Origin of the sequence: Candidatus Hikarchaeum yamanae (assembly GCF_009889665.1) — an archaeon.
Classification (GTDB): domain Archaea; phylum Halobacteriota; class Halobacteria; order Halobacteriales; family Hikarchaeaceae; genus Hikarchaeum; species Hikarchaeum yamanae.
Window position 1 is genome coordinate 1 of sequence record NZ_WTZR01000011.1, and the last position, 26,017, is coordinate 26,017.

The window sequence follows — 26,017 nt, forward strand, 5'->3', positions numbered from 1 at the left end:
GTAGGTACTCCGGGTGCTATAATCGAGGAAACCTGCTCTTTTGGAACTTCTTTCTTAGTATCTTCTTCCCCATGATCGTGGTCAGAATGGTCAGCATGATCGTGACTTTCTGCTCCTACATCTTCACTATAACTTCCTTCTTGCACTTCTCCAATACACCCTGCAAATACTGTTGTTATCAGCAGAACACAAACTAAAATAGAATATAGTTTTTCCATACAATTTCCTTGAATTCTTCTATCGATCTCCCCTTTAAAAAGCTGACCAAATATGGTATAAGATATATTGTTTTTAATAAATATAACTTACAATTTTAATAATTCCTCTGCCCCTTCGTTATGGAACGCCACGGATAGTAAAACCTACAATATATTGCTAAGACATGCTAAGAAAGACTATGTTTAGGATTGGTTCACATGTTTCAACAGCAGGTGGAGTTGAAAAAGCGGTCGACCGCCAAGTGGAAATAAAAGGAAACTGCGGTCAACTTTTTGTAGGTTCTCCTCGGGGATGGAAAGTGGGAGAAGTCAAAAAAGAGGGTGCAGACCTATTTAAAAAATACTGCTCAGAAAAAGACGTTGGACCGTGGATAGTCCACGGAACGTATCTAATCAATTTGGCAACACCAAAAGAAGAATTAGCAGAGAAATCCGTTGCAACTGTTCAAGGAGAATTAGATGCCTCGGCAGAGTTGGATATTCCCTATTATACCTTCCACCCCGGTGCACACACGGGAGAAGGGGTTGAGAAAGGATTGAAGAACATAGCCATGCGACTTTCTCAATTGGAGATCCCAAGCTCTGTCACACTACTTCTAGAGAACACTGCTGGAAAAGGCACTACTCTAGGGGAGACGTTCGCAGAACTCCAAACGATGGTGGAAGAATCGACATATGGATACGACGAGATAGGGGTATGCCTTGATACCTGTCACCTATTTTCTGCTGGATATGGATTTGGAACTGACGAAGAAATCTCTCAGATGATTGATGAAATTGAAGGGACAATCGGCATTGAAAATGTGCGTTATTTACATCTAAACGATTCGAAGCACCCATTCGGATCAAAAAAAGATGAACACGAACACATAGGAGATGGGGAAATCGGAGAGGGGCCCTTTAGAACTCTCATCAACCACAAACTCTTTAGAGACCTTCCCATGGTTCTAGAAACGCCAATAGATGCCGAAAAAGACCATTCTTGGGACATTCAAAAAATAAGAGAATTAAGGGACGATTCTTAAACCATGGTGATAGAACCCGCGTTGAAAAGGACCTCTATCTCTTACCCAACTACTCCTTCGGAGTTAATCGATCATGCGATTGAATATTCTAAAACAATCAAATTACCTATTGACATTTCCGTTATCCATTGGACTATATCTCGTCGTGCAACAAAACGGGCAGCTTGCTGTAAATTTTCTCCCGGATCTCCTGACATTCTCATCTCTCTTACGTGGAAAGCTTTCCAGGCCTATGGATGGGAGAAATTCAAGAGCATCATACGACATGAGTTGATTCACGTATGGGAATATCAAACCTATGGATCAACTTCTCACGGATCGTTATTCAAAGAAAAAGCACAACAATTAGATGCACCCCTTCATTGCGATGCCTTTTGTTCCCCTAGATTCTATCTCATCTGTAAAAACAAAGACTGCCAGTGGAAAACCATTCGTCATCGCGCATCGAAAACAGTAACTCACCCCTTCCATTTCTATCGCTGTCGCAAATGTGGGTCTCCTTACACAGTCGAACATGTGGGCACGTCCATTCGCTGGAACACACATTTAGAATATCGACGGGCACGGAAAAAAATAGGAATTCATTGGTAATCTCCTATATCATTTCACGTATATTCTTTCCAATGTCGTATTACCCACCAACCAACTCCTGAACACAATAACCCTCCTGTTACCAAATATAAATATGTCTGCAACGTGTACCCTGTCCCTTGTACTATTCTAACCAACCCTTCTCCAGACAATGATACTAGAACGAACCCAAAGATTGTAATCGCAATTACCACTTTCATTATGTCCATTGCATTCTTACGTTTCGTTTTTTCTATAGAATAAATAGTGACTATGAACACCACTGAACTAAATAATACATAAAATCCCAATCTCCCATCACTTCCTGTATTTTGACCATTGATCAATCCCACCAACCCCACTGCTGCCAATGTAAAAACCAAAGTAAAAAATATAACTTGAACTCCATTCTTCCCCAATTTACTCGATCCAACCTTGTTCACTAATTTTGTTATCTCTCTAATTCCTTTCACAACCCCTTTAATTTTTTTTGGAATATCTATTTTCACACCCACCGTTCTTGCCCTCCTTTTTTTTCTAAACCCTTTCATAATTTTTCCTCTCTTGTATTTCAGTAGAGGGAAGGCTATATACATGGCGCCCAAAAATCGTTTATTTAATGCCTCAGAATTCCAAAACTATCACAGTAACCAATGATGGTGTTACTTTGCCTATCCCGTCTATTGTCACTGGACGTGGCTTTATTACAGGCAAATCTGGATCTGGAAAATCCAACACGGCCAGTGTGGTAATTGAAGAACTTCTTAAGAACCGTTGCCCTCTCTTAATCATTGATACTGATGGTGAATATCGTGGCTTGAAAGAGAAATTCAAAGATCTCATTCACGTGGGGCAAAAAGAAGAGTCGGATGTCGAATTAACGTTAGAAAGGGTGGATCTAATCACGGACCTTGCGCTAATCCAAGGGGCACCTATCATTCTAGATGTCTCTACTTTCAAAACTGAACAATCAAAATCAATCATCAATGAGGTTGTCACGTTACTATTCCATAAGGAAAAAGAACATCGGAAACACTTTTTAATTGTAATTGAGGAAGTACATGAATTTATTCCGCAACAAGGTGGTGTAGATGAGCTGGCACAAAATATCATCCGAATAGCCAAACGCGGACGGAAACGCGGACTTGGAATTTGTGGAATATCTCAAAGGCCATCCGCCGTGGATAAAGATTTCATTACCCAATGTAGCTGGTCCGTTTGGCACCGCTTTACATGGGCGATAGACAAAAAAGCAGTAAACCAAACATTGGGAGTTGACTATGCAAATCAAATATCCTCTCTAAAAACAGGAGAGGCATTTTTAGTAACAGACTGGGATGAAACTACTAGAGTCACAATAAAACAGAAAGAAACGTTCGATGAGGGCGCAACGCCCCACACTTCAGATATAGTCCGCCCCACTTTTAAATCAGATCAGAGCGAATTAATTGAACAACTACGCTCTATAGAAGGTCCTCCCCCTAAACTGGATCCGAACGCATTGAGAACCGAACTCACCTCCAAAAATTCTCGTATCAAAGACCTAGAAAACCGTATTCTGGAATTGACATCAGAACTGGATGCAAACCCCCCTCTCCCTTCTACAAAACGAATTGAACCTTCTAAGCCGGTATCTCTGCCAAATCCCTCTCCGAATAAACTCTTAGAAGACTCAATAGAATCAATCAATGCGAATACGAAGAAACAAACTACAGCGGACGTTTCTCAAGATTTCAGTCCAATTTGGGAACTTGGACAATTGATTCTATACCTATGGCGCGTTTCTCTCCGTGGATTTTTGATAATTTTGGTAAAATTGATAGGTATTTTTAAAATAAAACTTTAATTACAAAAAGAATCTATATCTTCAATAGAGGCTTATTAATGTCAAAACACAAACATGAGCATTCCTCCGATCCAAATCAAACAAAAAAGAAACATCGGGGTCTTCTCGACGTACGTGCAGATGGTGGATCAACGACAACTATCCAAGCCGTTGACTGCCCTGCAGATAAAGTATACAGTAATAGAAGAATATTTATACAAGAAGTGGCAGAGCGCCATTTCGATAATCGCGAAGTATGGGCCGCATTACGGGACCCTGCCAAACGAATAATAAAGGGGTCTGATATCCCCCTCAAATCCAAAACTGAGAACTCTCTACTTGAGGGCTCAAAAGCATGGGGACGATCTTATGTCCGTCCTTGGAAAGGAAGGACCCAAAGCATGTCTCTCATGGAGCGCGTCCTTGCCCCCGAAGCAGACGACAAAAAGCATGCTCATCAAAATGAAGCGATGATGTATGTTTTAGAGGGAAAGGGATATGAAATTCACGACGGTGAGGAATATATTTGGGAAGCTGGAGATCTAATTGTAATCCATGGTGGATGTGTACATGAACACTATTCCGTTGATCCTGATAAACCATGCCGCCTTTTAGTATATAATTCACTTCCAATTTACAATTTCTTACATCTTGTATACCAAGGAACAGTTCGGCACACCCCTGGAGATCGCGCAAAAGATCCTAATTGGGTTCCCCCATTCGATTGGAACGTTGGCCGTGAAGAATATTCTAAGGAAGATCATGATCAATATGCACAGATGAGGCAGATGCTCTCTAAAGAAGAAGCAGCAGTTAAATCTGCAACCCAGAGGTCAGGTGTATAGCTATGGCAGAAAACGTTGACTTCGACGATCCTCATAACTATGAATTTGATCATATACCTAGGCATAGGAAAAGAACCAAAGAAATGGTTCCTGATGACTATATTCATATGGACGAACGCGATGAATGGGAGCGTGGAAATCTAACCACAACTCACTATCAAGAATTCCTTGAGGATTCAAAACAGAACCCACTTTCCCAACACGGACCCCGCGGCCCTCTCCATAAAATTATCAAACCAGAAGAGATGCCCTGGGAAGATTCTCCCCAAGGAAAAATAAAATGGCTTCTCAATGAAAAAATGGAGAGAGACCTTGGCTCTACAGGTGCCGTTAACACCGATCTCTATATGCAAATTATACCTCCTGGAGGGAAATCAGGCAAACATCGACATATGAGCGAAGAGTTGGTATTTGTTTTAGATGGGGAGGGATACGATCTCCATTGGGATCCGACCGCTGTTATGAGGGACAAAGTTGTCTGGGAGTGGCCAAAAGAACCCCAAAAATTTTTATGGGAAACCAACGACGTAATTTTCATCCCCACTAACACTGCACATCAACATATAAACGCTAGCGAGGACTACCCCGCCAGATTACTCTGTTGTAATGCGCGTATCTATAATCACCTAGGTCTTGGATTCAACGACTTAGAACAATTTGAAAACGCACCCGAATTCGAAGGATAGTCACCCTTCCATTTCTTCTATTTATAATCTATACTAAATGGGTCGAGCCAGATTCGAACTGGCGATCTCCGCAATGTGAATGCGACGTCATAACCAGACTAGACCACCGACCCCTGTATATGGACTTATTACTTTTTTATATCTATTAAGCGTTATTGGGTTTTTGCAGAATCTTTTATCAATAAGATGGATTTTTTTCCTCAACCCCTTCGCGTTGATTGATCAAACGCGCAAATACGAACATGGCATCCGATAGTCTATTTAGATATTCTATACACAATCCCACTTCGTTTCCTTCTTTAGAGAGTGCAACCACCCTTCTCTCTGCTCTTCTACATATCGCCCTTGAATTATGTAATTTCGCACCCTCCTCACTCCCTCCTGGGAGTATAAACGATTGAAGTGGCTCTAATTCCTCCTCGCAATCATCAATCCAACTTTCAACTAACTGAATATGTTCGAATGTTATCCTCACCTCCCCTCCCTCTTCTACTCTTGCAAGTTGTGCTTGAATTATATGTAGATGATTCTGAATTTCATTAAGATGTGCCTCTATGTCTCTATATTTTGCCATAGAAACCAGCCCTATACTCGAATTCAATTCATCAACGGTGCCATCTGATTCAATTCTGATGTCATCTTTATCTACCCTCTCTCCACTTGCCAAGTCAGTCTTTCCCAAATCTCCGCGCTTTGTATATATCTTCATGTGATTTTTACAGCTCCTTTTGTGCGAGGTGGTATCGTTTTACCTATTCTATCTTCCACAAACATATGCGTTTTCTAAGTTTGATTTCTATCTATTGTTTATATATCCCATCATACAGTTTATATATTTACTAAAATCGATAGACTCCACCTATCTACTGATTTTTAATTCTATGTCCAAAACTTATATGCCGTTCCAAGTCACCAATTCGACATGGGGTTCTTTCGAGATTGCTACTCTTTTGAAGGCTGGAACACATGGTCAAAAAAGCAATTGTATGTCTACGGGATCTTGTACGTAGTATTTTTCAAAATTTTTCTAGCTCTCATTTTAATATTCCTCTATGAACCAACCAATCTCAAAAACGCACTAGCATTTCTTTTTATCCTATGGGTGGTCTATCAGCCGATTTTTAATGTTTTGGCCTTTCGTATATTCTCATTATAGTGTAAAAACCACCCTCTACAACTGGGTCTCTTTTTGCGATTAATCTTTGCTCAAATGTATTCCACTATGAGCAACAAACCCGCAATTATACTTACAACCCCTGCAATGTTCCCCATGCCCTTTTCATGGATACCTTGAAGTTTTTTCCATAATTGAGCTACAATCCCCATTGTCACTATAATGGAAATACAAAATGAACTAAGAAAAAGGACCCCATCCATCGTTTCTGATGATGTTATGAGTAATAGAATTAAGAACCCACTACCTGCAACCCCATGGATCATTCCTACCAATACTGATGTTACGTTCCAATCAGACAATTTTTGCATAGGATTTAAGTGACCGAATTCACTTCCATGTTTGTGTTTGTGGGTATTTCTTACCTCTTTAAAAACTAAATATTTTAACCCTATATATATCAGTGTAATCCCAACTGCAATTTCTCCCACTTCATATAATGACCCTGGCAATTTAACATCTAAAAATAGCAATAAAGTTCCTATTACCCCCGTGGTGATCGAATGCCCAATCCCCCACGAACTCCCAATTTTCCAGGGGGCTGCATATTTTTTTTCACTTACCAATGTGGTCACTGCCAAAATATGGTCTATTTCGAAAGAATGTCCAATCCCTATCAAAATACCAATTGCGATTATGCTAATCATTGGCTGATCTGCAAAACTGTGCCCGATAAATTCAAACATAGACTCTCTTTGTCAATATAATTTAAAATCTAATTGGCTTTACAGTGGGATTCTATCATAAACTTGAATTAACCCCCCCGTTTTACTATTCGTATAATGGTTTATACCCGCCAATTTCATTGCGACAACTGTGGGTGTATTCAATCATTTTCTAGAGTTGCACGAACCACACTCGAATCCGGTCTAAAAACCAAGTGGGTTTGTTCTGCTTGTTCATACCGTTTGGTCCTTTTGGGTACAAAATAGTCAGACACGACTTAGTCTTCGCATTTTACCATACTTTTGTCTATTAATATGTACTTTATGTTGCTATATATATAATTTTTATCGGTATCTTTCGATCTTAAAGTTTATTCACGTTGACCTGATGCTTTACCATATGACGAATTTCGCCACCCGTATAGACTCCATTTCTATCAGTGGCATCCGAAAAGTGTTCGATTCTGCGGGTCCGAATGCAATAAATTTGGGACTGGGTCAACCCGATTTCCCCACACCCTCTCATATTAGAGACGCTGCAATTCGATCGATAAATAACGGTGATTCTGACAGTTATACTCCAAATAATGGAATTTTAGAGCTACGTCGTGCAATTTCACACAAACATTCTCGTGATAACTCGCTTAATATACCTCCTGAAAATATTATTGCCACCGCTGGAGGGAGTGAAGCATTACACATAGCAATTGCAGCTCACGTAAATCCTGGAGACAAAGTCTTAATTCCAGATCCTGGATTTGTTTCCTATCGTGCACTTACTCACATATCTGGTGGCATTCCCGTTCCCATCAGTTTACGTAAAGATTTGACCATGGATCCCTCTTCCATTGAAAACGCGATCTCTGAGGATGTAGCAGCCTTCATTGTCAACTCCCCTGGAAACCCCACCGGTGGTGTCCAATCAAAATCTGATATGAAGGAATTTGCTAGAATTGCAGATGATTATGATATCCTTTGCATTTCCGATGAGGTCTATGAACATTTTGTATTTGAAGGAGCGCATAGGTCCCCTATGGAATTTTCAAAGTCTGATAATGTCCTCATAGTCAACACTTGCTCTAAATCTTATTCCATGACAGGGTGGCGATTAGGGTGGGTTGCCGGGTCGAAAGAGCGAATAGATAAAATGCTCCGAATCCACCAATACGCCCAAGCTTGCGCTAGTGCCGTATCTCAACACGCCGCAGAGGCAGCCCTATCTGGACCTCAGGATTCCATCCTCGAAATGGTCGGCGCATTCAAACAAAGGCGTGACATCCTCGTAGATGGACTTCTTGATATGGGATTAGACGTTCCCGTTCCCGAGGGGGCATTTTATGCTTTTCCAACTGTCCCTTCTGGTTGGATCGATGATGTTCTTAGCCGCGATGTAATTGTAGTTCCCGGAAATGCCTTTGGAACTCTAGGCAATGGAAGTGCTAGGATTGCCTATACTGTTGACATAGACCAACTCGAAAAGGCTATAGACATCATGCGTCAGGTCACTCGGTCTCTCAATTAATTTACCCTTTGGTTGTATTCTTCTTCGGCCATTTGTACAATTTTATCCAACATCCCTTCCTTCGAATAAACAGACCGTTTCTTTCTCAATTATGGCACTTTCAATTTTACAATAACAAGGGTCTTCTACTAATCCCCTCCTGAACTAATTCATGACACTATCTAAAAGAGAAGCCCACCTACGAAGTCTCCGTGCAACAGGAACTTCTACTATTGTAGGGATAGTAGCCGCCTTGGTTACTCACTCACTCTCAAGCGGGCCCTCTGATATCTTAATTTCTGTACCCATCCTTATCGCCAGTTTGTTTTTGGGACTGGGAATTATGCAATTACTCGGAGTAAATGTTTCAGCATTTTCCAAGAAAGATCATTTTTACGTGTCTTTTATGACATTCACAATGTGGTTTGTTACTTGGACCCTTCTCTTGACCGCTAATGTATCCTTTTAACCATGGCAAAAAAATCGATTGCAGTTGTTAATCTTGACCATTGTCAACCCGATAGGTGCAATTATGAGTGTGCCAACTATTGCCCCCCAAATCGCACTGGTAAAGACTGCATAGTCACTCGTGGGGACTTTTACGATTCTGATGATCTCTTCGTTGGACGCCCTGAACAAATTAGAATCTCCGAAGAAATATGCTTAGGCGAAAAATGCGGAATTTGTATAAAAAGATGCCCATTCGACGCGATAGAAATTATAAATTTGCCTAGTGAGTTAGACGAATCTCCTATCCATAGATATGGAGAAAATACATTTGTCCTGTATGGTCTCCCTGCCCCAAAATCTGGAAGTGTTATTGGTCTCCTTGGCCCAAATGGAATTGGAAAAACGACTTCTCTAAAAGTTCTTTCTGGAAGCATAATACCCAACCTAGGCGACTATTCTTCCCCCGCTACTTTTGAATCGGCTATTTCTAACTATAAAGGAACCTCTCTTCAAAACTATCTAGAAAAGCTCCAAGACGAATCAATCAATGTGGCCCATAAACCACAATACGTTGAGTCTATTCCTCACGCATTCGAAGGCACTACCCGCAACCTACTAGAAAATGTAGACGAACGCGGCGAGCTTGATAATTTAACCGAAGAACTATCACTCAAACCTCTCTTAGACAATGACATTAAGACCCTTTCTGGAGGCGAACTCCAACGAGTTGCTATTGCCGCAACTTTGGCCCGAGATGCCGATTTCTATTTCCTAGATGAAATCACACCGTATCTCGACATCAGACAACGCATTGCAGCTGCAAATGTCATTCGAAACATGGCCATCTCTGAAAACCGATCTATACTAGTTGTTGAACACGATCTAGCCATTTTAGACCTAATCGCAGATTCTATCCATATAGCCTATGGAACCGCAGGTGGATTTGGGGTTGTTACTGATGTAAAATCCACTCGAATTGGAATTAACGAATATTTATCTGGCTTTTTGAAAAACGAAAATATGCGTGTCAGACCTCAAAGTATAACTTTCGACCAACGTGCCCCAAAAATTAACATAGAAACAGAACCCCTCCTATCTTACCCTCTCATCGAAATGACCTACGAAACGGGATTCTCTTTAACAGTAAAACCTGGTATTATCAATCAACATGAGGTTCTCGGTGTTGTTGGCCCCAATGGAATTGGAAAGTCCACTTTCGCAAACATACTTGCAGGAGAACAAAACACCGATTCGTTTTCCCTTGATTCTAGTGTGTCCATTTCGTACAAGCCTCAGTATTTGAATTCAGAAGAATCTATCCGAGTAGATACTTATCTGGCCAATATAGCATCTGATTTTGGTACTTCTTATTGGAATACTGAAATCGCCCTTCCCTTACAACTAGATAAAATCATGAGCCAAACTCTCCCAGATCTATCTGGTGGAGAGCGGCAGAGAGTTGCAATAGCAGCTTGTTTGTCTGCCCCTGCAGACCTTTATCTTTTAGACGAACCTTCTGCACATCTAGACGTTGAACAACGCTCTCAAGCTACTCGTGCAATCCGGAGGTTTGCAGAGCATACTGGTGCATCCGTTATGGTAATTGATCACGATATTTACATGCTAGATCTTCTGGTTAGTCGACTCTTAGTTTTCAGTGGCACCCCTTCTGAATTCGGCACCGCAAGTACTCCTACGGATATGCGGACTGGAATGAATGAATTCCTTTCCAATCTTGGAATCACTTTCCGAAGAGACGAACGAACCCAACGACCTCGGGTTAATAAACCAGGTAGTCAAAAAGACAAAGAACAAATAAAATCTGGAGAGTATTATTATCTGCCAGCCGAGTGATTCTTCCCATTCGTTCTATATTTCTTCTCTTCACTAATCTATCTCTTCTAATCCAATTCCCTTCTACAAGCCCCACAAAGATATTCCTCTTTCCGATCAACATCTAAAACCGTAGGAGAAAAAGACATGACACATCTATTATTACTGCAATGTTCTAGACCTAATGTATGGCCAACTTCGTGTATTACTTCCTTTCTCACTCTTCCAACGAATACCTCTTGTTCAGTCTTCCCAGAAAACTCTCTTTGCGTTTGTTTTTTCAATCTATAAGTTGATATTATACAAGCTTTCCCACCTAGATATGCTAGGCCAAAAACATAGTTCCTCCCTGTGTAGTACATATCATCGTTTGTTATGGCCACAATTTTTTCTCCCCTCCCCCTCTGCGCAGTGAACTCTAGAAGACCTTCAGCTCGATATTGCCCCCTAGAATTCTCATATAATCCCTGTGGCATTTGCTTTGCCTCCTGAAATGACACATCAACTCCATAAACATTCCTCAACGCCGAAGATACCTCTCGCTTAATGGCTGCCTCTATACTTCCGAGTGGTATTATTTCGACGAGCATACGAAGAACATATGAGTACCGAGGCATAAACTTCCCGACGTGCACTCTGATTCAACAACCTCTCTCCTCTCTATTCTCCGTCCGTTCAAAAGATTGGTCGAAGTCGGAATCGGTTCTAGATTTGACGTGGCCCATTCCCTTTCTGAAAATAGAATTATAGTGGCCACTGATATCCATCAGTGCAACCCCCCTGACGGGGTCCAATTTGTTCTCGATGATATATGCGACCCCCTCTTAGACTTATATTCTAAAGCAGACATAATCTATGCATTGAACCTACCCCCTGAGTTACATCAACCAACTCTTAATGTTGCCTTACAGGTCAAATCTAAATTTCTATTCACAACATTGGGGAATGATTTTCCAGAAATACCCGTCCGAATTGAAACAACCCCCGGGGAAACTATCTATTGGGCATTGGAATAAAAATCACAAACTCTTACATCTATAAGAAACCTCTATGCATTCATGCAAGTAGATTCGATCATTCTCGACATAGATGGAGTTATGGTGGATGTATCGGAATCTTATAGGCGCGCCATTGCAGACACGATCGAAAGTCTCAGCGGGGAAGAATTCCCACTCGAACGAATTCAACTACTGAAAAACGCCGGTGGTTTCAACGACGATTGGGAACTAACCGATGCTGGGATACTGTGCACACTGGCAAAACGCCATGGCCACCCCGACACTTTCGCCTCTTTAGTTCAAAAAATAGGAGACAATGGAGGGGGTCTACCTGCTACTAAAAAAACTATTTCTAAAGTGATAGGATCTGCTGCTGAAGACGAATGGGACCCCGGCGCTGTACGGGCCATGTTCCAATCCTTCTATCTAGGCAGGAAAAAATTTCTTGAATGTTTCCAACACGAACCCATCATTGATGTTCCTGGTTACTATCTATCTGAAGAAAATATAATCTCTGCACAAACGATTGATCAATTACTAACTCAATTCAATGTCGGAGTTCTCACTGGTAGGCCCCTCTCTGAGGCACACATGGCTCTCGATAGCATGGAACTCGACATATCTGATGATTACGTTATGGCAATGGAAAACTCCCCCTCTAAAAAGCCCCATCCTGCGGGACTCATTTCCCTGGCAGAAAAATTTAATTCCTCTTCACTGGTTTATGTGGGGGACACCCTTGATGATATCAAAACTGTGGTGAATGCCACTAAAGCCGACCCATCCCGAAACTACCGTGGTGTCGGAGTTCTCACTGGCGGACTCTCAGGAATCTCTGGAAAAAAAATGTTTGAAGAAAACGGAGCAGATGCCGTCATCTCTACTGTCAATGATTTACCCGAACTTCTATTGAATTTTTAAATCACTTTCACTTATGAAAAAATTAAAATCGGTGGGTCCATATCCCTTGATTTTTTAGTTACCATGTGATAATTACATTAATAGGTGGGACTGGAGATATCGGAGAAGGTTTAGCTCTCCGGTGGGCCCATGATACCACTCACGAAATTCGAATTGGTTCTCGAGATCCTCAAAAAGGAATTGATAGTGCAAAAAAATACGAGCTAGAACTTTCTAATCGCGGAAAGAAACGAACTGTCCTTGGAGGTGGTAACGATGAAATGACCGTCGGGGCAGATATCATCGTCCTTTCTGTGCCTCCTTATTATATCGTAGACACAATTAAATCTATAACTGAAGCCATATCCCCTGGGTCTATCCTGATCAGCCCTGCGGTTGGCTTAAAACGCGATGATGATGGGAATTTCTACTCTTCTCCTCCCCCCTCTAGTCGAAGCGTCACTGAATATGCGGCAAACGCTTCTCCCGATGGTGTCCCTCTCATAGGGGCATTCCACACTCTCCCTGCCCACCGATTATCCGATCTAGACGCTCCTCTAGATTTTGATACCCTCGTTGTTGGAGATGATGCCGATGCTAAACAGGTTGTCATTCAAATTTCCAATGAAATCAATGGCTTACGAGCTGTCGATGCCGGTGCACTTGCCAACTCCGCAGAAATAGAAGGAATCACTCCTGTACTGATTAATATTTCCAAATCCAACAAAGACATGGACGAATTGGGTATTGAAATCAAGTAAAGCTTTTATTTTCAACTACTATTTTGTTGGAAGACACTTTCTAGATCTTCCTTTTGTGTAACTCCTACAAATCTCGAAATTACTCCCTCATCATCTTCAATCACAATTGTTGGTATTGATCTAACTTGGTACTTATTAGCAATATCTTGGTGAGTATCCACATCTATTTTTTCAAAAACAACTTTCCCTTCCCATTCTCCTTCTAATTCTTCTAGAATAGGATCTTGCATTTTACATGGGCCACACCAATCTGCATAGAAATCTTTTACAGTTATAGTCATTTATCTCACCCTGGCTAATGCTCTCCCACGGAATAAGGATTTCTTAGCCAGATTAAACCAAGATCTGCCTATGCCGAAAGATTTAGGCTAGTTGAATCCAATTCATGAGCATGAAAAAACAAAAAAGTTCAGGTGGACTTCAATCGAGCGCGGGATTAGTCCGCTATTTCGACGCAGAATCCAAAAATGCAATTCATATGGATCCAAAAACAGCACTGGCAATTTGTATTGTGTTCGGCCTGGGGATATTAGTGCTTAATTGGACTATATAATTCTTCAATAAGTTACAGCTGTTAATTAATTCCAATGTCCTCTTCCCAAAATCTAGTTGCAGGTGTAATAGGTGTCCAGGGAGATGTTAGTGAGCATATCGGTGCAATCTCTAGACTCGGCGCCCACCGAAATATCTCCATAGACACACTTGTAATTCGGCAACCTGGACTTATCCCAAAATGCGATTTTTTAGCTATACCTGGGGGTGAATCAACAACCATATCTAGACTCATTGATGATATAGATCTCTCTTCTGAAATCATTTCTTACGCCGCATCTGGAAAACCCCTTCTCGTCACTTGTGCTGGACTAATAGTCGCATCGTCCAATGCCAATGATCCTCGTGTTAAAACGTTGAATCTATTGGATGTGAGTATAAACCGAAATGCATTCGGTAGGCAAATTGATAGTTTGGAAACCGATTTACCCGTCATTGGCTTAACTGACCCATTCCCTGCTGTTTTTATCCGTGCCCCTGCGGTAGAAACTGTCTCAAATAATGTTGAAATCTTGGCCGAATATGAAGGGAAGCCAGTCGCAATTCGCCAAAATAATATTATTGGAACCTCTTTCCACCCGGAGTTAACCTCCGACTTGCGCATTCACGATCTCGCATTTTTCGGAACTACTTCTCCCCATTCAAAAACCCAAATAAAATAAATGATCGACAATATAGATTCCAAAATGCCTTATATTTTGGAGGAATAACTTTACCAACTCTTATGAAACAATCCGTTCTAGATCAACTTTTCACTGTGATCGAACAGCGTAAAGAAGAGCTCCCCGAAGGTTCTTATACCTCTTCTCTTTTTCTTCATGAAAAAGGTGAAAACGCAGTCCTTGAGAAAATAGGGGAAGAATCCACTGAGTTAATCCTGGCAGCAAAAAATAACAATTCCCAAGAACTAATCCGCGAAGCGGCAGATTTAGTGTACCACTTATTAGTTCTGTTATCCATGAAAGGTGCACACATAGACGACCTCTTATCAGAGCTTGAAAACAGACGGAATTGATATGCACTCCACAGTGAAATCAGTAGAGTTATAGCCGTACTTTTTTTAACTTATTCTGGTATATGTACTCTGTGAAATATAGTATCTCCATCTGCGAGATTTACTCTGAGGTATCTTTATATGCGAATTGAAACCGATCCAAAACTTGGATATGAAGACGTTTTAATTCGGCCCAAGAGATCTACTTTAGGATCGAGAAAAAAAGTCGACCTCACACGCAAATTTAGCTTCCGAAATTATCTATCCAACACAGATATACACTACGATGGAATTCCCATCATGGCTGCAAATATGGATGGCGTAGGTACTATTCCTATGGCCCAAAGTTTGTCCTCTCAACAGCTCTTCACATGTTTAATAAAAAGCTATGATTCCGCCGAACTCACTGACGTTTTCACTACAAACTCTAATCTGAAAGAATCCACCGCTATGAGCATCGGAATCACGTCTCCCGAACTTGAAAAGTTCGCTTCTGTTAAAAAAGAAGTAGGCACCGATCTCAAATATATCTGTGTAGATGTTGCAAATGGTTATTCCGAACGTTTTGTCGATTTCATCTCCACCCTCCGAGACGATTACGCCGATGTAGTTATCATCGCGGGAAATGTAGTAACTGCAGACCAAACACAGGAACTCCTTCTCAATGGCGCAGATATTATTAAAGTTGGTATTGGACCTGGAAGTGTATGCACTACTCGAATCAAAACAGGTGTTGGCTATCCCCAACTCTCTGCCGTTATCGAGTGCGCCGATGCGGCCCATGGACTAAATGGACATATCATAGCAGACGGCGGATGTGTTTTCCCCGGTGACGTGGTAAAAGCCTTTGCTGGAGGAGCAGATTTCGTTATGATCGGGGGCATGCTAGCTGGCCACAATGAAGGAGGCGGGGACATAGTCACTAAATATCACAACGATGGTGAATATACTTTGGATAAAGATACTAATTCTTACGCCCCCGTAATCAAACCAAAAACATTCGTTGAATTCTATGGGATGAGTTCTAAAACGGCAAACGAGAAACATTTCGGAGGGCTCAAAGATTATCGATCTTCTGAAGGCAGAACTGCATTAGTACCCTACAGAGGCGAAGTAGAAACAACAGTTCAAGATATTTTGGGTGGCATTAGAAGTGCCTGTACTTATGTAGGTGCAAGAAAACTTAAACAGCTTTCAAAATGTACCACATTTGTCACCACCGCACGCCAGTACAATACTCGTTACGAAGAAAGTACAATCGGCGATTGATCCCAATTTATACCTTATCGTGGCATTTTTGCGCATTTCGAACTAACCTTCTTTTTATCATCTGAAATAATACAGGTCCTATGGAGTTCGAGTCCCTACCTACCACTCCTACTTCCGAAGAACTTTTAGATAAAGCCTTTTCAAAAGCGGCGAGAGTTGGAAAGGCACAATATGGAGTCCAAGCTCAACGGTCCATGCTCCGGACGTCTTCTAATATCCTTTCTGATAATCTTGAGCATATAGTCCAATCGTGGCCCGATTTCGATTCAATTAGCCCTTTTTACTATGACTTAGCCGACATCCTTGTCGAGGTAGACACTTTGAGAAAAAGTCTTGGGAAAATTCAATGGGCATCCATTAAAACAAAAGACATAGGCCGTGAGCATCAAAGTTCTCTTATAGGGACCAACCTAGAACAAGCAAGGGCAATCCGAAGACAGGCGTTTGCCCGAATGGCTTCTGTCGTACGAGGCGTTTCAAGTGAGTTAATAACCTTATCTGAAGCTAGGGATTCACTCAGGCACCTTCCCACAATTGATCCTGACATCCCAACTGTTGTGGTTGCAGGATATCCTAATGTTGGTAAATCTTCTTTCGTAAATGTCACTACAAACGCAAGGAATGAGATTGCTTCCTACCCTTTCACAACACGTGGAGTTCTAGTAGGTCACATAGAACAAAACCGCATTCGATACCAACTCATAGATACTCCTGGATTGTTGGATCGATCCATGTCCGACCGAAACGATATAGAAAAACAAGCCATAAGCGCACTCAGATATGTTGCAGATTGTATTTTATTTTTCATAGATGCCAGTGAAACATGTGGCTATTCACTAGAAAACCAGTTGAGCTTACGCGACGAAATTAAGTCCCAATTTGAAATAACCCTCCTCACTGTGTGTAGCAAATCCGATCTATCTACAAATGTAGAATCTGATTATTATCTTTGTATCTCTTCTGATCCCTCTGATACTCTTGATCTCCAAACTCTAACTGAACCACAAATCCTATCCCCCTCTGACTTGATTAAACAAGCCATATCTTCTATCCCTATATCGGATCTTTGGTCAACTTCTCACCCCCCCTAGAACTCTGCTAAAAAACAAGAAACTCTTAACAATCGGGGAAAATTAATGGACATGTTCCAAGGACGTCCTAACAGGGACTCCGAAATCATACTTGTTGGGCGATCTAACGTAGGTAAATCCACTTTAATGAGAAAGATAACTGGGCGTGCATTCCGAACTGGAAAAAAACCCGGAGTAACAAGAAAGCCCAATTTTTATGATTTTTCCGCACACAATTTCTTGATCACAGACCTACCCGGATTTGGGTTCATGTCTGGCGTCGAAAATGCGTATAGGGAAACAATAAAAACCGACGTAGTTCAGTACATAGAGTCTAATTCAAATTCAATACTCGCGGCCATACTCGTTATCGATGGAAACAGCGCAATAGAAATCATAGATCGTCACGTATCTCGTGGAGATGTACCCCACGACATCGATTTTTACAATTTCTTAATTGACCTCGAAATACCGACTATTTTGGCTATAAACAAAATAGATAAAATCAGTAATCTAGATGCCACATTAGACGATATCTCCAATAGTTTCGGTCTCCCGTCCCCCTGGAAACAATGGTCAGATGTAATCGCACCCATCTGTGCAAAAAAAGATGACCTCTCCCCGTTGCTGTCTATTCTACGCACTATATTGCATGACGCAAAACACGACGACTTTCTACAATATTTCAAATAAATCTTCTCAAAATCAAAAGGTGGCTCGGTAAATTAGTTTCGCCACACTGAGCTTAGTGGGGGTAACCTTCGTCATCACCACCACCTATTATTATTACCCCTTTGAAATTCACTTTTTCCTTTTGATGTTGTATTATTTGAGCTTATGCTTCTGCAGCACCATACACGCCCATGGAACTTTTCACCGTTGAAGGAATACCTGAGATAAGACCTGGTGATAACATTCCTTCTCATGTTGAAAAAAATATTGACTTAATCGATGGAGATATTATTCTTATAGCTAGTACTATTATTTCAAAATCAGAGGGGAGGGCTACAAATTTATCGAATTTTACCCCTTCTAAAAGAGCAGAATCCATAGCAAAATCTCTCGAATCCCTCACTGGGAAATCAAAAGACCCTCGATTCGCACAGGCCATTCTCGATGAAAGTTCAGAGGTTCTCATCGAGTCACCATTTATCCTGTGTAGAACTCATTTTGGACATATTTGTGTCAATGCTGGCATAGATCGATCTAACACAGGATCTCACGATATTCTTCTCCTTCCTATTGATCCTTCTCATAGTGCTATGGGCTTGAAAAAACAATTCTCCACCGACGTATCTGTAATCATCACTGACACTTGTGGCAGACCTTTCCGGTATGGTCAAGTGGGTGTTGCTATTGGTTGGGCAGGAATATCTGCCCATCGCGATTGGAGAGGAAAACACGACCTAATAGGACATGAATTAGAAGTCACGGTACAGTGCATCTTGGATGAGCTAGCTTCTGCGGCAAATCTATTGATGGGAGAAGGAGATGGTGGAACTCCCGTTGTTATTGTTCGAAATTGGGATTTTGGACCATTCCCAGAAAACCAAGATTTATTCCGAAAACCCGAAGATGATGTAGTCCGAAAAGCCCTACGTAGGTGGGCATCTTGAAAGCAATTGAATTAACCCCCGAATTACCGCCCCATGAGATTGCTAATCTCTCTGAATTGGCGGAGTCTTCTGGGTTTGATACCATTTTTACAAGTTGCCATTATAATAATAGAGACCCTTTTTTGACTCTAGCCCAAATCGCAAACTCAACAAACTCGATAAAAATTGGTCCTGGAGTGGTAAATCCCTACACGACCCATCCTCTAACTTTAGCTTCTCAAATGGCAACTCTCTGGGAACTTAGCAATGGGCGAGCAATTCTCGGAATTGGGGCTGGAGACCGATCTACACTCTCCCATTTTGGACTCAAACACACTGACATCCTCCTTCAACTGTCTAAAACAGTCGAGATTCTTCGGTCCCTTTGGACCGGAAACCAAGTCACTTATGAGAACCCCGAAACGAATCTAATCATCCATAACGCACGTCTAAATTTTACGGTTGGTAATATCCCCATTTATGTAGGAACTCAGGGGAAAAATATTCTAAAATTGAGCACCGAAATAGCTGAAGGAACGCTTTTTAACGCTACTAACTATCACGACATATCTGCCGCAATTGAATATGCTGATACTTGCCTGTCCTCTACTAAACGTTCCTCTGATGAATTTGATTTTTCTGCACATGTATGTGTTAGCGTTGATTCTAATTCTTCTAAGGCAAAATCCGCTTCTCGCCCCTCTGTGGCTTTCATAGTTGCTGGTGCATCAACAACACTTCTACAATCTCATAATATTGACTCTTCAATTGCAAATTCCATTCGCAATTTAATCCAAGAAGGAGATTTCCAGCAAGCATTTAAAAAAGTAACTGATGATATGCTTAATACTTTCAGCATATCTGGGACCTCCGAAGTGGTATCCACACGACTTGCAGAAATATACGATCGTACTGGAAGTATTGTGGTGGGCTATCCCCTTGGACCTGACCCCGCAACTGCAATTTCCACGATAGGCTCCTTCTTAGATTAATTCCTTTATGTTATATCTTCTTAAACTCAATACCAGTTAATGCCGGTTAATCATTCCTTAGATGATTTTCAGAAAGCCCACTCTCCCCCTTCTATAACCACCTCTGATCCTCCCTCCCCTCCTGAAACCTCCTCTGAGATTCCAGAGACCCACTCTCCAAGTTTATTCACCATTGTTTATTCAACCTCTCGACCCAATACAGTCTGCAATTCTTGTGGTACTGCAGCTCCTGTTTATTGGATCGAAGAAGAGAATTTTTTATGTGAAGATTGCAAAATCTGGTGAGGGCCTCTCCACACACTCTCTATGAAAAATTCTCATATTGTCACATATTCGAAGAGCTGCCCAACTGCGTAACACCCATATACGAGCAAAACACAAAATTCACTATAGGAAGTTTACATGAGTAGTCAAGCAATCTTATCTGATCAAGACCTTCTCAAAAATCGTGAAATTGGGAAGAGCGTTAACAGTAAATTGGGCAAAAAATTAGTCACCGGACAAGGACAATTCATCGACGATCTTCATCTCCCCGGGATGCTTTATGCAAGATTCGTAAGAAGTCCCCACGCCCATGCCCGTATAATTTCAATTGATACAAGTGATGCAAAAGCATACCCTGGAGTCGAACTAGTTTGGACTGCCGAGGATATCGATCCATATGTAAAACCATTTGGCCACCCTAGTCTCACCCGGGCAGATGAGGAAGCTCTAGCATCTGACAAAGTACGTTATGTTGGCGATGAAGTTGCCATTGTATTGGCAAAAACCAAAAATATAGCCATCGAAGCAGTCGACTTAGTCCGTGTTGAGTATGAAAAACTACCCGCAGTCGTTGGAATCGAAGATGCACTAGCTGAAGGCGCCCCTGTCATCCATCCCACTTTAAGCGACGATCCCAATTGTGAAGTTAAAGGAAATCTCCTAAACACTTGCCATGTTCATGTAGGAAATTATGAGGATCCTCTATCAGACGCTGATATAATCGTAGAAGGTTCTTTTAAAACACACAAAACCAATCCCTCTCCTTTAGAACCTCATGGATGCGTTGCTCACTATGACCGAGCCGCTCCTAAACTAACACTATGGTCTTCAAACCAAGTACCACATTTATTGAGAAAGTATGTCGCAGATACCATCCTCAATCTAGAAGTGGAACAAGTAGTCTGCAAAATGCCAGATATTGGAGGTGGGTTCGGTGTCAAACTAGAGCTGTTTTCCCACGAAATATGTGCATCAGTACTTGCCATGGTAACTGGAAAACCAGTTAATATGGTTCTAGACCGGATAGAAGAATTAAAAGCCGGACGGGGAAGGCACCCCGAAACGTTCACAGCAAAGTTAGGCTTGAAAAATGATGGCACCATTGTCGGAATGGATATCGATATGTTCCAAAATACAGGTGCTTATGGGAGTTTTGGAAAGACGATCGCATTTTCAGCGATGGCTACTTGCTCTGGTCCCTATCCCATTCCAAATCAACGCATCACTGGATCTGTCGTATATACAAATGTAATGCCAGGATCTGCAGTAAGAGGATATGGAGATCCCCAATTCACCTATGTGCGAGAACAACTAGTTGATATGGCGGCAGAAGAACTGGGAATGGACCCAATCGATCTCCGACTAAAAAATGTCCCTCGAATAGAAGACATGCCCCTTCGAACACCATCTGGGCTTAAATGGGTAAACTCTGATATGCCTGAATGCCTCCATATAGTTCGGGATCGACTTAACTGGGACAAAGAACGCAGTAGTCCCAAGACCAATGATGGAAAACTCCGCGGCATTGGTATGGCAACAATCATGAAACGAGCAGGGAATAAAAGTGCCAAAGGAGCTGATTATTCCTCTGCAATAGTTCAGATGAATCATTACGGACAAGTCACGGTTTTCTCGGGTATTTGCAGTATAGGACAGGGAACTGAAACTGCACTTTGTCAAATTGTAGCCGACGTCCTTGGGATCTCCACCGATGACGTGACTCCTGTTATTGGTGACTCCGATATAACCCCTGATGATATGGGCGTTTGGGCAGATCGTGGAACTATTATGGGCGGAACCTCTGCCGCAATGGCCGCAGAAAATCTAAAGCAGACTATCGTTTCACTTTCAGCTTGGCTCTTAAAAATAAATGAGGATGATGTAGAAATTGAAAATGGTCTCATCCACGAAAAAGGGAACTCTGATAACGGAATCACTATGAAAGAACTAGCTCACAAAGCCACATTTGGTGATCCCGAGGACCGTCCAGAAATTTTCAGAAAAGGTGTATCGTTGGTGGGGGCCGCCAAGTTCGAAACACTTGAAGCAGAATTCTTAGATCCTGAAACTGGGACTGGAAATATTTCCCATGGATATACTTTTGGAGCCTTTGGGGTCATAGTGGAAATAGATCCTGGAACCGGAGTTGTCCAGGTAGTCGACGCAGCAATATGTGAAGATGTGGGAAAACTGATCAATCCAAAACTCCTAGAAGGACAAACCCAAGGTGGGATTATACATGGCTTAGGCGAAATACTACTCGAGGAGATGGTTTACGATTCAAATGGAAACCTAGAAAACGGATCTCTAGTCGATTACCATCTACCCACTGCCGCAGACGTACCTATGATTACTAAAATAGATGAACTTGAAAATCCAGATCCTTCTACTTCCCATGGCCAAAAAGGAGCCGGTGAATGTTCTACTGTCCCTGTCCCTGCGGCTATTGCGAATGCAGTTTATGATGCCACTGGAATTCGATTTTTCGAGGGCCCTTTAACCCCTCGGCATGTTCTCCCCCGCTTGGTCGAAGCTGGATTAACAGAGCTATAGATTTTCTCCCTGATATCCTCCTGCATACAAACCTGTATTCTCTGCACGAGCAAAAACTATCTGTGCGACTCTAGACCTTCTTTCTATGTCTATTCCCTTGTAAACCTGCAAAAAACTCTCTCCCTTTCCTTTGTAACCAGAATCCCACACTGCAGTATTGATCATACACGAATTCCGAAGTAATGAAGAACGGGGGTAGATAAATCCCACATGGCCTTCTGGAATATTCACCGTTTCAAAATATCTAACTATGTAACCCCCTGGTTGCAAGGTATACTGACCATCTTGAGGTTCTATCTCTTCCCGATCTCCAATTTTTTTCCCTCCCTTTTCTATACTGCCCCCTGCCGTCTGAACAAAAACACAACAAAGGGTTAGATCAACACCATTCGGTTGAATTTGAACATCTTCAATTGGCTCTACATGCTCCGCAACAAATTGACCTGATTCAAACATGTGATTCCGGTTCGACGCAATGGAAATAACCCTGCCGAACTCAATTTTATCTGTACCACGTCTTTTTTATCACACGCAAACAAATATGCTGTGAGACTATGGTGGAAAATTTCATAGAGTCTTCCAATGTTGATCTGATACCTCTTGCAGATGTTACTGATAACCGGATATCGATTCGCCACGCAAGACAAGAAGATCTACTCGATATACTCCAAATAGAACGATTATCGTGCCCTTCTCCCTGGACTTTTGATATTTTCAATTATTTTCTTGCAACCCCTGGATTTTTAGTAGCAACTGTACCCACTGAAAATTCTCTCATCGACGACATTTTGCCCCTTTCTAATACCTATCCTTCGCCAATAGGTTTCATCATAGCAGACGTAATATTAGAAGATGATTCTCCCCTTGGGCACATAAAAGATTTAGCTGTATCCCCTCCCTGGCGTGGGAATGGGATTGCAACCCAGTTGATATCTCGAATTTTGGACGATTTTAAATCACAAGAAATCAAAAAAGTAAAACTTGAAGTGAGAAAAGGAAACAAAACTGCCATCTCCCTTTATAATCGATTTGGATTTTCATTCCACCATTCCCTATCTGGTTATTATGCCGACGGAGAAGACGCACTAGTTTTGGTGTTAGATCTACTCGTCACTTAAGTTCATTCAGTACTCTACATCCTACTGATTCTATATTTTTAAGAGAATTTATTTATACCTCAAATTCTTATCTAAATATATTCTCATGGTTAAATCAGAATCTGCCCCCAAAAGTCCTTTAGAAGATGTCTTCGTTGTAGACAATGACGTCCACATCGAGGAGACTCCCGGTCTCATGGCGAAATACTTTGAATCTCCTTACGATGACGCAGTTCGTAGCTATGAAAAATCCTATCGATACAGGGATACCTCTGGTTTTATGCCTGGAATGAAGCTAGGCGATATTTTCAGAAACTCTCCTGCATCTAAGCACGCCAAACGGCCCGACCTAACCAATGGGGAAAACACGGAACGAGAACTAAAGAAATATCATGTTGACGTTGGAGTTCTTTTTGGGGAAAATGCTCTTAAAATTCCCATATTACAATCTGTCGAGTACGCCAACGCTTTTGCCAGCGCGTACAATGATTATCTGATTGACCGATTTCTCGACCAAAGTGATGCCTTAATAGGTGCCATTGCAGTAGCCCCCCACGATCCCCATGCCGCAGCAGAAGAAATTGATAGAGTGGCAAACGAGAAACAAATGAAGGCCATTTTCCTACCAATTGGAGGTTTAGATCGAACGTATGGACATTCCACATATCGTCCTATTTGGGAAGCTGCATCCGAACATTCTCTACCAATTGCATTCCACAGCGTAGGTGTAGATTTCCCCGAATTCCCATTCAATATGCATAAATTACCTTATTTAACAAGACATACTCTTGCACACGAGCTATCCCTTGTAGTAAATTGCATGCACATCGTAAATGAGGGAATTCCTGTACTCTATCCCGAACTCAAATTCGTTTTCCTCGAAGCTGGATTATCTTGGATGCCCATGACGGCGTATCGTCTCGACCGAGAATACATGCAACATAGGGAACAAGCACCCCTTCTCGAGAAAAGACCCTCTGAATACATCGATGAATTTTATATTGGGACTCACCCAATTGAAGTACCTGAAAACCCTGCAGAATTAGCCGTTCTCCTCGACCAAGTCAATGGGGAAGAGACTGCTGTATTTGCAACAGATATTCCACATCACGACTGGGACGATGCAGGTGCAATTCAATCTATGCCCATTTCCAAAGAAGCCAAAGAAAAAATATGGGGTCTAAATGCCAAAAAACTCTATAATATCTAATAACTATGGTAAAAAAACATCTAGTGGCTAAGACCAAAGACATCTCTCCTGGTGGTCATAAAATAGTTAGGATAGGTAGGGTTGAGATCGGACTATTCAATATTGATGGAGATTTCCATGCAATACCCAATGTTTGCCCCCATCAATATGGGCCTTTATGTAGTAATGGTACAATTAACGAAGGAACTCTTTATGGAAAACGCGAAAATAATTTTCAACTAGCATGGGATTATCAAGGAGAAGTAGTCAGCTGTCCATGGCACCAACTCCAATATCATATCCCCTCTGGAAAGTGTTTATCATTTCCTGATATGAGCTTAAAACCATACAAACTTCTCATAGAAAATGATTTAATCTATATTGAGTCTTAATCAGTTTCTTCGTATTCTGGTGCATTTTCGAATTGTTCTAAATCTTCCATCCCATAACCAAGTGTATTATAAAGTCTACTTTGGCAGCATAGAATTCTTGCAGGGACTTCTTGACTTTTATTAAAATGTTGGTGGACCGTATTTGTTGGAATATATATCACATCTTCTGGTATCCAATCAAACCTCAGTGCTTCTTCTGGATATGTCCAATGTGCAACATCCTGCCCCACGTGTAACGTAGGATCCCAGTGTAGGTCATATCCTTCCCCTTCTATCACAAAAATCAATTCTTCGCTCATATGACGATGCTTTCCAGATCTCCCCCCTGGAGGTATGACTTGCATGTATATGTCGGTCCCTCTAACAGAAGCGCCCAGTTCCTTGGCCAACTTCTCATTTATAACATGTTTCAGGATACCCTGTTGGGAATATTCCCAAGGCATTTCTTCCGGTTTGATGACCTTTTTATCAGGCCCACTCCCATGCTGTGCCATAGGATTCTGTTTTGATGTTTCTATTGCTTCACCATAATACGAAGCCACCTTTTCTCCTTTATTGTATGACAACCTTTCTTCTTTGTGTGTGTATTCCTTTGCCAT

The 26,017-nt window shown here is 41.6% G+C and carries 30 protein-coding genes, 1 tRNA gene and 1 pseudogene; 23 read left to right on the forward strand and 9 right to left on the reverse strand.

What is annotated here, in order from left to right; all coding sequences use genetic code 11:
• Positions 1 to 218 (reverse strand): annotated as a pseudogene (locus tag ACM9H2_RS04920) (hypothetical protein); the annotation flags it as partial.
• A gap of 179 nt (positions 219 to 397) precedes the next feature.
• Here ACM9H2_RS04920 and ACM9H2_RS04925 point away from each other — a divergent pair.
• Both ACM9H2_RS04925 and ACM9H2_RS04930 read left to right on the forward strand, forming a co-directional pair.
• The gene (locus ACM9H2_RS04925) at positions 398 to 1,243 is read left to right on the forward strand and encodes a deoxyribonuclease IV (protein ID WP_415488817.1); all 846 of its coding nucleotides are present in this window, start codon (positions 398 to 400) and stop codon (positions 1,241 to 1,243) included.
• Positions 1,244 to 1,246: 3 nt separating this feature from the next.
• Positions 1,247 to 1,834, forward strand: a complete 588-nt coding sequence (locus ACM9H2_RS04930; RefSeq protein WP_415488819.1) for a SprT-like domain-containing protein — start codon at positions 1,247 to 1,249, stop codon at positions 1,832 to 1,834.
• A gap of 14 nt (positions 1,835 to 1,848) precedes the next feature.
• Here the strand turns inward: ACM9H2_RS04930 and ACM9H2_RS04935 are convergent, their stop codons facing one another.
• Positions 1,849 to 2,364, reverse strand: coding sequence for a hypothetical protein (locus tag ACM9H2_RS04935; RefSeq protein ID WP_415488821.1), 516 nt, complete (start codon positions 2,362 to 2,364; stop codon positions 1,849 to 1,851).
• 68 nt (positions 2,365 to 2,432) lie between these two features.
• On the opposite strand from ACM9H2_RS04935, the gene ACM9H2_RS04940 reads away from it, so the two are divergent.
• The 3 genes from ACM9H2_RS04940 to ACM9H2_RS04950 are packed head-to-tail and all read left to right on the forward strand — an operon-like array spanning position 2,433 to position 5,169.
• A complete protein-coding gene (locus ACM9H2_RS04940; RefSeq protein ID WP_415488823.1) occupies positions 2,433 to 3,659 on the forward strand; it encodes an ATP-binding protein in 1,227 nt (408 codons plus the stop codon).
• A gap of 38 nt (positions 3,660 to 3,697) precedes the next feature.
• Positions 3,698 to 4,483, forward strand: a complete 786-nt coding sequence (locus ACM9H2_RS04945) for a cupin domain-containing protein (RefSeq protein ID WP_415488825.1) — start codon at positions 3,698 to 3,700, stop codon at positions 4,481 to 4,483.
• A 2-nt stretch (positions 4,484 to 4,485) separates the two neighbouring features.
• Positions 4,486 to 5,169, forward strand: coding sequence for a hypothetical protein (locus tag ACM9H2_RS04950; protein ID WP_415488827.1), 684 nt, complete (start codon positions 4,486 to 4,488; stop codon positions 5,167 to 5,169).
• A gap of 38 nt (positions 5,170 to 5,207) precedes the next feature.
• On the opposite strand, the gene ACM9H2_RS04955 is transcribed toward ACM9H2_RS04950, so the two are convergent.
• From ACM9H2_RS04955 to ACM9H2_RS04965, 3 genes are all read right to left on the reverse strand, one after another.
• Positions 5,208 to 5,282: transfer RNA gene (locus ACM9H2_RS04955), tRNA-Val, on the reverse strand.
• A 65-nt stretch (positions 5,283 to 5,347) separates the two neighbouring features.
• A complete protein-coding gene (locus tag ACM9H2_RS04960; RefSeq protein ID WP_415488829.1) occupies positions 5,348 to 5,878 on the reverse strand; it encodes a cob(I)yrinic acid a,c-diamide adenosyltransferase in 531 nt (176 codons plus the stop codon).
• A 497-nt stretch (positions 5,879 to 6,375) separates the two neighbouring features.
• Positions 6,376 to 7,029, reverse strand: a complete 654-nt coding sequence (locus ACM9H2_RS04965; protein ID WP_415488831.1) for a sulfite exporter TauE/SafE family protein — start codon at positions 7,027 to 7,029, stop codon at positions 6,376 to 6,378.
• Positions 7,030 to 7,408: 379 nt separating this feature from the next.
• Between ACM9H2_RS04965 and ACM9H2_RS04970 the strand changes: the two genes are divergently transcribed.
• From ACM9H2_RS04970 to ACM9H2_RS04980, 3 genes are all read left to right on the forward strand, one after another.
• A complete protein-coding gene (locus ACM9H2_RS04970; RefSeq protein ID WP_415488833.1) occupies positions 7,409 to 8,530 on the forward strand; it encodes a pyridoxal phosphate-dependent aminotransferase in 1,122 nt (373 codons plus the stop codon).
• A gap of 151 nt (positions 8,531 to 8,681) precedes the next feature.
• On the forward strand, positions 8,682 to 8,978 hold the full coding sequence (locus ACM9H2_RS04975) for a hypothetical protein (RefSeq protein ID WP_415488835.1): 297 nt from the start codon (positions 8,682 to 8,684) through the stop codon (positions 8,976 to 8,978).
• A 2-nt stretch (positions 8,979 to 8,980) separates the two neighbouring features.
• On the forward strand, positions 8,981 to 10,813 hold the full coding sequence (locus tag ACM9H2_RS04980; protein ID WP_415488837.1) for a ribosome biogenesis/translation initiation ATPase RLI: 1,833 nt from the start codon (positions 8,981 to 8,983) through the stop codon (positions 10,811 to 10,813).
• Positions 10,814 to 10,860: 47 nt separating this feature from the next.
• Here the strand turns inward: ACM9H2_RS04980 and ACM9H2_RS04985 are convergent, their stop codons facing one another.
• Positions 10,861 to 11,382 carry an archaemetzincin family Zn-dependent metalloprotease gene (locus tag ACM9H2_RS04985; RefSeq protein ID WP_415488839.1) on the reverse strand — a complete coding sequence of 174 codons (522 nt, stop codon included), beginning with the start codon at positions 11,380 to 11,382 and terminating at the stop codon, positions 10,861 to 10,863.
• Positions 11,383 to 11,421: 39 nt separating this feature from the next.
• On the opposite strand from ACM9H2_RS04985, the gene ACM9H2_RS04990 reads away from it, so the two are divergent.
• The 3 genes from ACM9H2_RS04990 to npdG all read left to right on the forward strand — a co-directional run bounded on the left by ACM9H2_RS04990 (position 11,422) and on the right by npdG (position 13,451).
• Positions 11,422 to 11,808: a UPF0146 family protein gene (locus tag ACM9H2_RS04990; protein ID WP_415488841.1), complete on the forward strand. Its 387-nt coding sequence runs from the start codon at positions 11,422 to 11,424 to the stop codon at positions 11,806 to 11,808.
• A gap of 42 nt (positions 11,809 to 11,850) precedes the next feature.
• The gene (locus tag ACM9H2_RS04995; protein ID WP_415488843.1) at positions 11,851 to 12,711 is read left to right on the forward strand and encodes a TIGR01548 family HAD-type hydrolase; all 861 of its coding nucleotides are present in this window, start codon (positions 11,851 to 11,853) and stop codon (positions 12,709 to 12,711) included.
• Between the two features lie 65 nt (positions 12,712 to 12,776).
• A complete protein-coding gene (npdG, locus tag ACM9H2_RS05000; protein ID WP_415488845.1) occupies positions 12,777 to 13,451 on the forward strand; it encodes an NADPH-dependent F420 reductase in 675 nt (224 codons plus the stop codon).
• A gap of 11 nt (positions 13,452 to 13,462) precedes the next feature.
• Here the strand turns inward: npdG and trxA are convergent, their stop codons facing one another.
• A complete protein-coding gene (trxA, locus tag ACM9H2_RS05005; protein WP_415488847.1) occupies positions 13,463 to 13,732 on the reverse strand; it encodes a thioredoxin in 270 nt (89 codons plus the stop codon).
• Positions 13,733 to 13,842: 110 nt separating this feature from the next.
• On the opposite strand from trxA, the gene ACM9H2_RS05010 reads away from it, so the two are divergent.
• The 9 genes from ACM9H2_RS05010 (at position 13,843) to ACM9H2_RS05050 (ending at position 22,740) form a co-directional block, all read left to right on the forward strand.
• Complete coding sequence (locus ACM9H2_RS05010) at positions 13,843 to 14,004, forward strand: preprotein translocase subunit Sec61beta (protein ID WP_415488849.1); 162 nt, start codon at positions 13,843 to 13,845, stop codon at positions 14,002 to 14,004.
• Positions 14,005 to 14,038: 34 nt separating this feature from the next.
• Complete coding sequence (gene pdxT / locus ACM9H2_RS05015) at positions 14,039 to 14,665, forward strand: pyridoxal 5'-phosphate synthase glutaminase subunit PdxT (protein ID WP_415488851.1); 627 nt, start codon at positions 14,039 to 14,041, stop codon at positions 14,663 to 14,665.
• Positions 14,666 to 14,727: 62 nt separating this feature from the next.
• Positions 14,728 to 15,018: a phosphoribosyl-ATP diphosphatase gene (hisE, locus tag ACM9H2_RS05020; RefSeq protein ID WP_415488853.1), complete on the forward strand. Its 291-nt coding sequence runs from the start codon at positions 14,728 to 14,730 to the stop codon at positions 15,016 to 15,018.
• A gap of 120 nt (positions 15,019 to 15,138) precedes the next feature.
• Positions 15,139 to 16,266: a GMP reductase gene (locus tag ACM9H2_RS05025; RefSeq protein ID WP_415488855.1), complete on the forward strand. Its 1,128-nt coding sequence runs from the start codon at positions 15,139 to 15,141 to the stop codon at positions 16,264 to 16,266.
• An 80-nt stretch (positions 16,267 to 16,346) separates the two neighbouring features.
• Positions 16,347 to 17,357: an NOG1 family protein gene (locus ACM9H2_RS05030; RefSeq protein ID WP_415488857.1), complete on the forward strand. Its 1,011-nt coding sequence runs from the start codon at positions 16,347 to 16,349 to the stop codon at positions 17,355 to 17,357.
• 51 nt (positions 17,358 to 17,408) lie between these two features.
• Positions 17,409 to 18,029, forward strand: a complete 621-nt coding sequence (engB, locus tag ACM9H2_RS05035; RefSeq protein ID WP_415488859.1) for a GTP-binding protein EngB — start codon at positions 17,409 to 17,411, stop codon at positions 18,027 to 18,029.
• Between the two features lie 170 nt (positions 18,030 to 18,199).
• Complete coding sequence (locus tag ACM9H2_RS05040; protein ID WP_415488861.1) at positions 18,200 to 18,952, forward strand: coenzyme F420-0:L-glutamate ligase; 753 nt, start codon at positions 18,200 to 18,202, stop codon at positions 18,950 to 18,952.
• Entirely contained in the window at positions 18,940 to 19,923 is a 984-nt protein-coding gene (locus ACM9H2_RS05045; protein ID WP_415488863.1) for a 5,10-methylenetetrahydromethanopterin reductase, read from the forward strand. The genes ACM9H2_RS05040 and ACM9H2_RS05045 overlap by 13 nt, the downstream gene beginning before the upstream one ends.
• A 402-nt stretch (positions 19,924 to 20,325) precedes the next feature.
• Positions 20,326 to 22,740 (forward strand): xanthine dehydrogenase family protein molybdopterin-binding subunit, encoded by a 2,415-nt coding sequence (locus ACM9H2_RS05050; RefSeq protein ID WP_415488865.1) that lies wholly within the window; start codon positions 20,326 to 20,328, stop codon positions 22,738 to 22,740.
• Here ACM9H2_RS05050 and ACM9H2_RS05055 read toward each other — a convergent pair.
• Entirely contained in the window at positions 22,735 to 23,196 is a 462-nt protein-coding gene (locus ACM9H2_RS05055; RefSeq protein ID WP_415488867.1) for a deoxyuridine 5'-triphosphate nucleotidohydrolase, read from the reverse strand. The two genes, ACM9H2_RS05050 and ACM9H2_RS05055, sit on opposite strands and share 6 nt — an antisense overlap.
• 98 nt (positions 23,197 to 23,294) lie before the next feature.
• Between ACM9H2_RS05055 and ACM9H2_RS05060 the strand changes: the two genes are divergently transcribed.
• The 3 genes from ACM9H2_RS05060 to ACM9H2_RS05070 all read left to right on the forward strand — a co-directional run bounded on the left by ACM9H2_RS05060 (position 23,295) and on the right by ACM9H2_RS05070 (position 25,418).
• A complete protein-coding gene (locus ACM9H2_RS05060) occupies positions 23,295 to 23,858 on the forward strand; it encodes a GNAT family N-acetyltransferase (RefSeq protein ID WP_415488869.1) in 564 nt (187 codons plus the stop codon).
• An 85-nt stretch (positions 23,859 to 23,943) separates the two neighbouring features.
• Positions 23,944 to 25,047 carry an amidohydrolase family protein gene (locus ACM9H2_RS05065; protein WP_415488871.1) on the forward strand — a complete coding sequence of 368 codons (1,104 nt, stop codon included), beginning with the start codon at positions 23,944 to 23,946 and terminating at the stop codon, positions 25,045 to 25,047.
• Between the two features lie 5 nt (positions 25,048 to 25,052).
• Entirely contained in the window at positions 25,053 to 25,418 is a 366-nt protein-coding gene (locus ACM9H2_RS05070) for a Rieske (2Fe-2S) protein (protein ID WP_415488873.1), read from the forward strand.
• Here the strand turns inward: ACM9H2_RS05070 and ACM9H2_RS05075 are convergent.
• Positions 25,415 to 26,017 carry a cupin domain-containing protein gene (locus ACM9H2_RS05075; protein WP_415488875.1) on the reverse strand — a complete coding sequence of 201 codons (603 nt, stop codon included), beginning with the start codon at positions 26,015 to 26,017 and terminating at the stop codon, positions 25,415 to 25,417. The two genes, ACM9H2_RS05070 and ACM9H2_RS05075, sit on opposite strands and share 4 nt — an antisense overlap.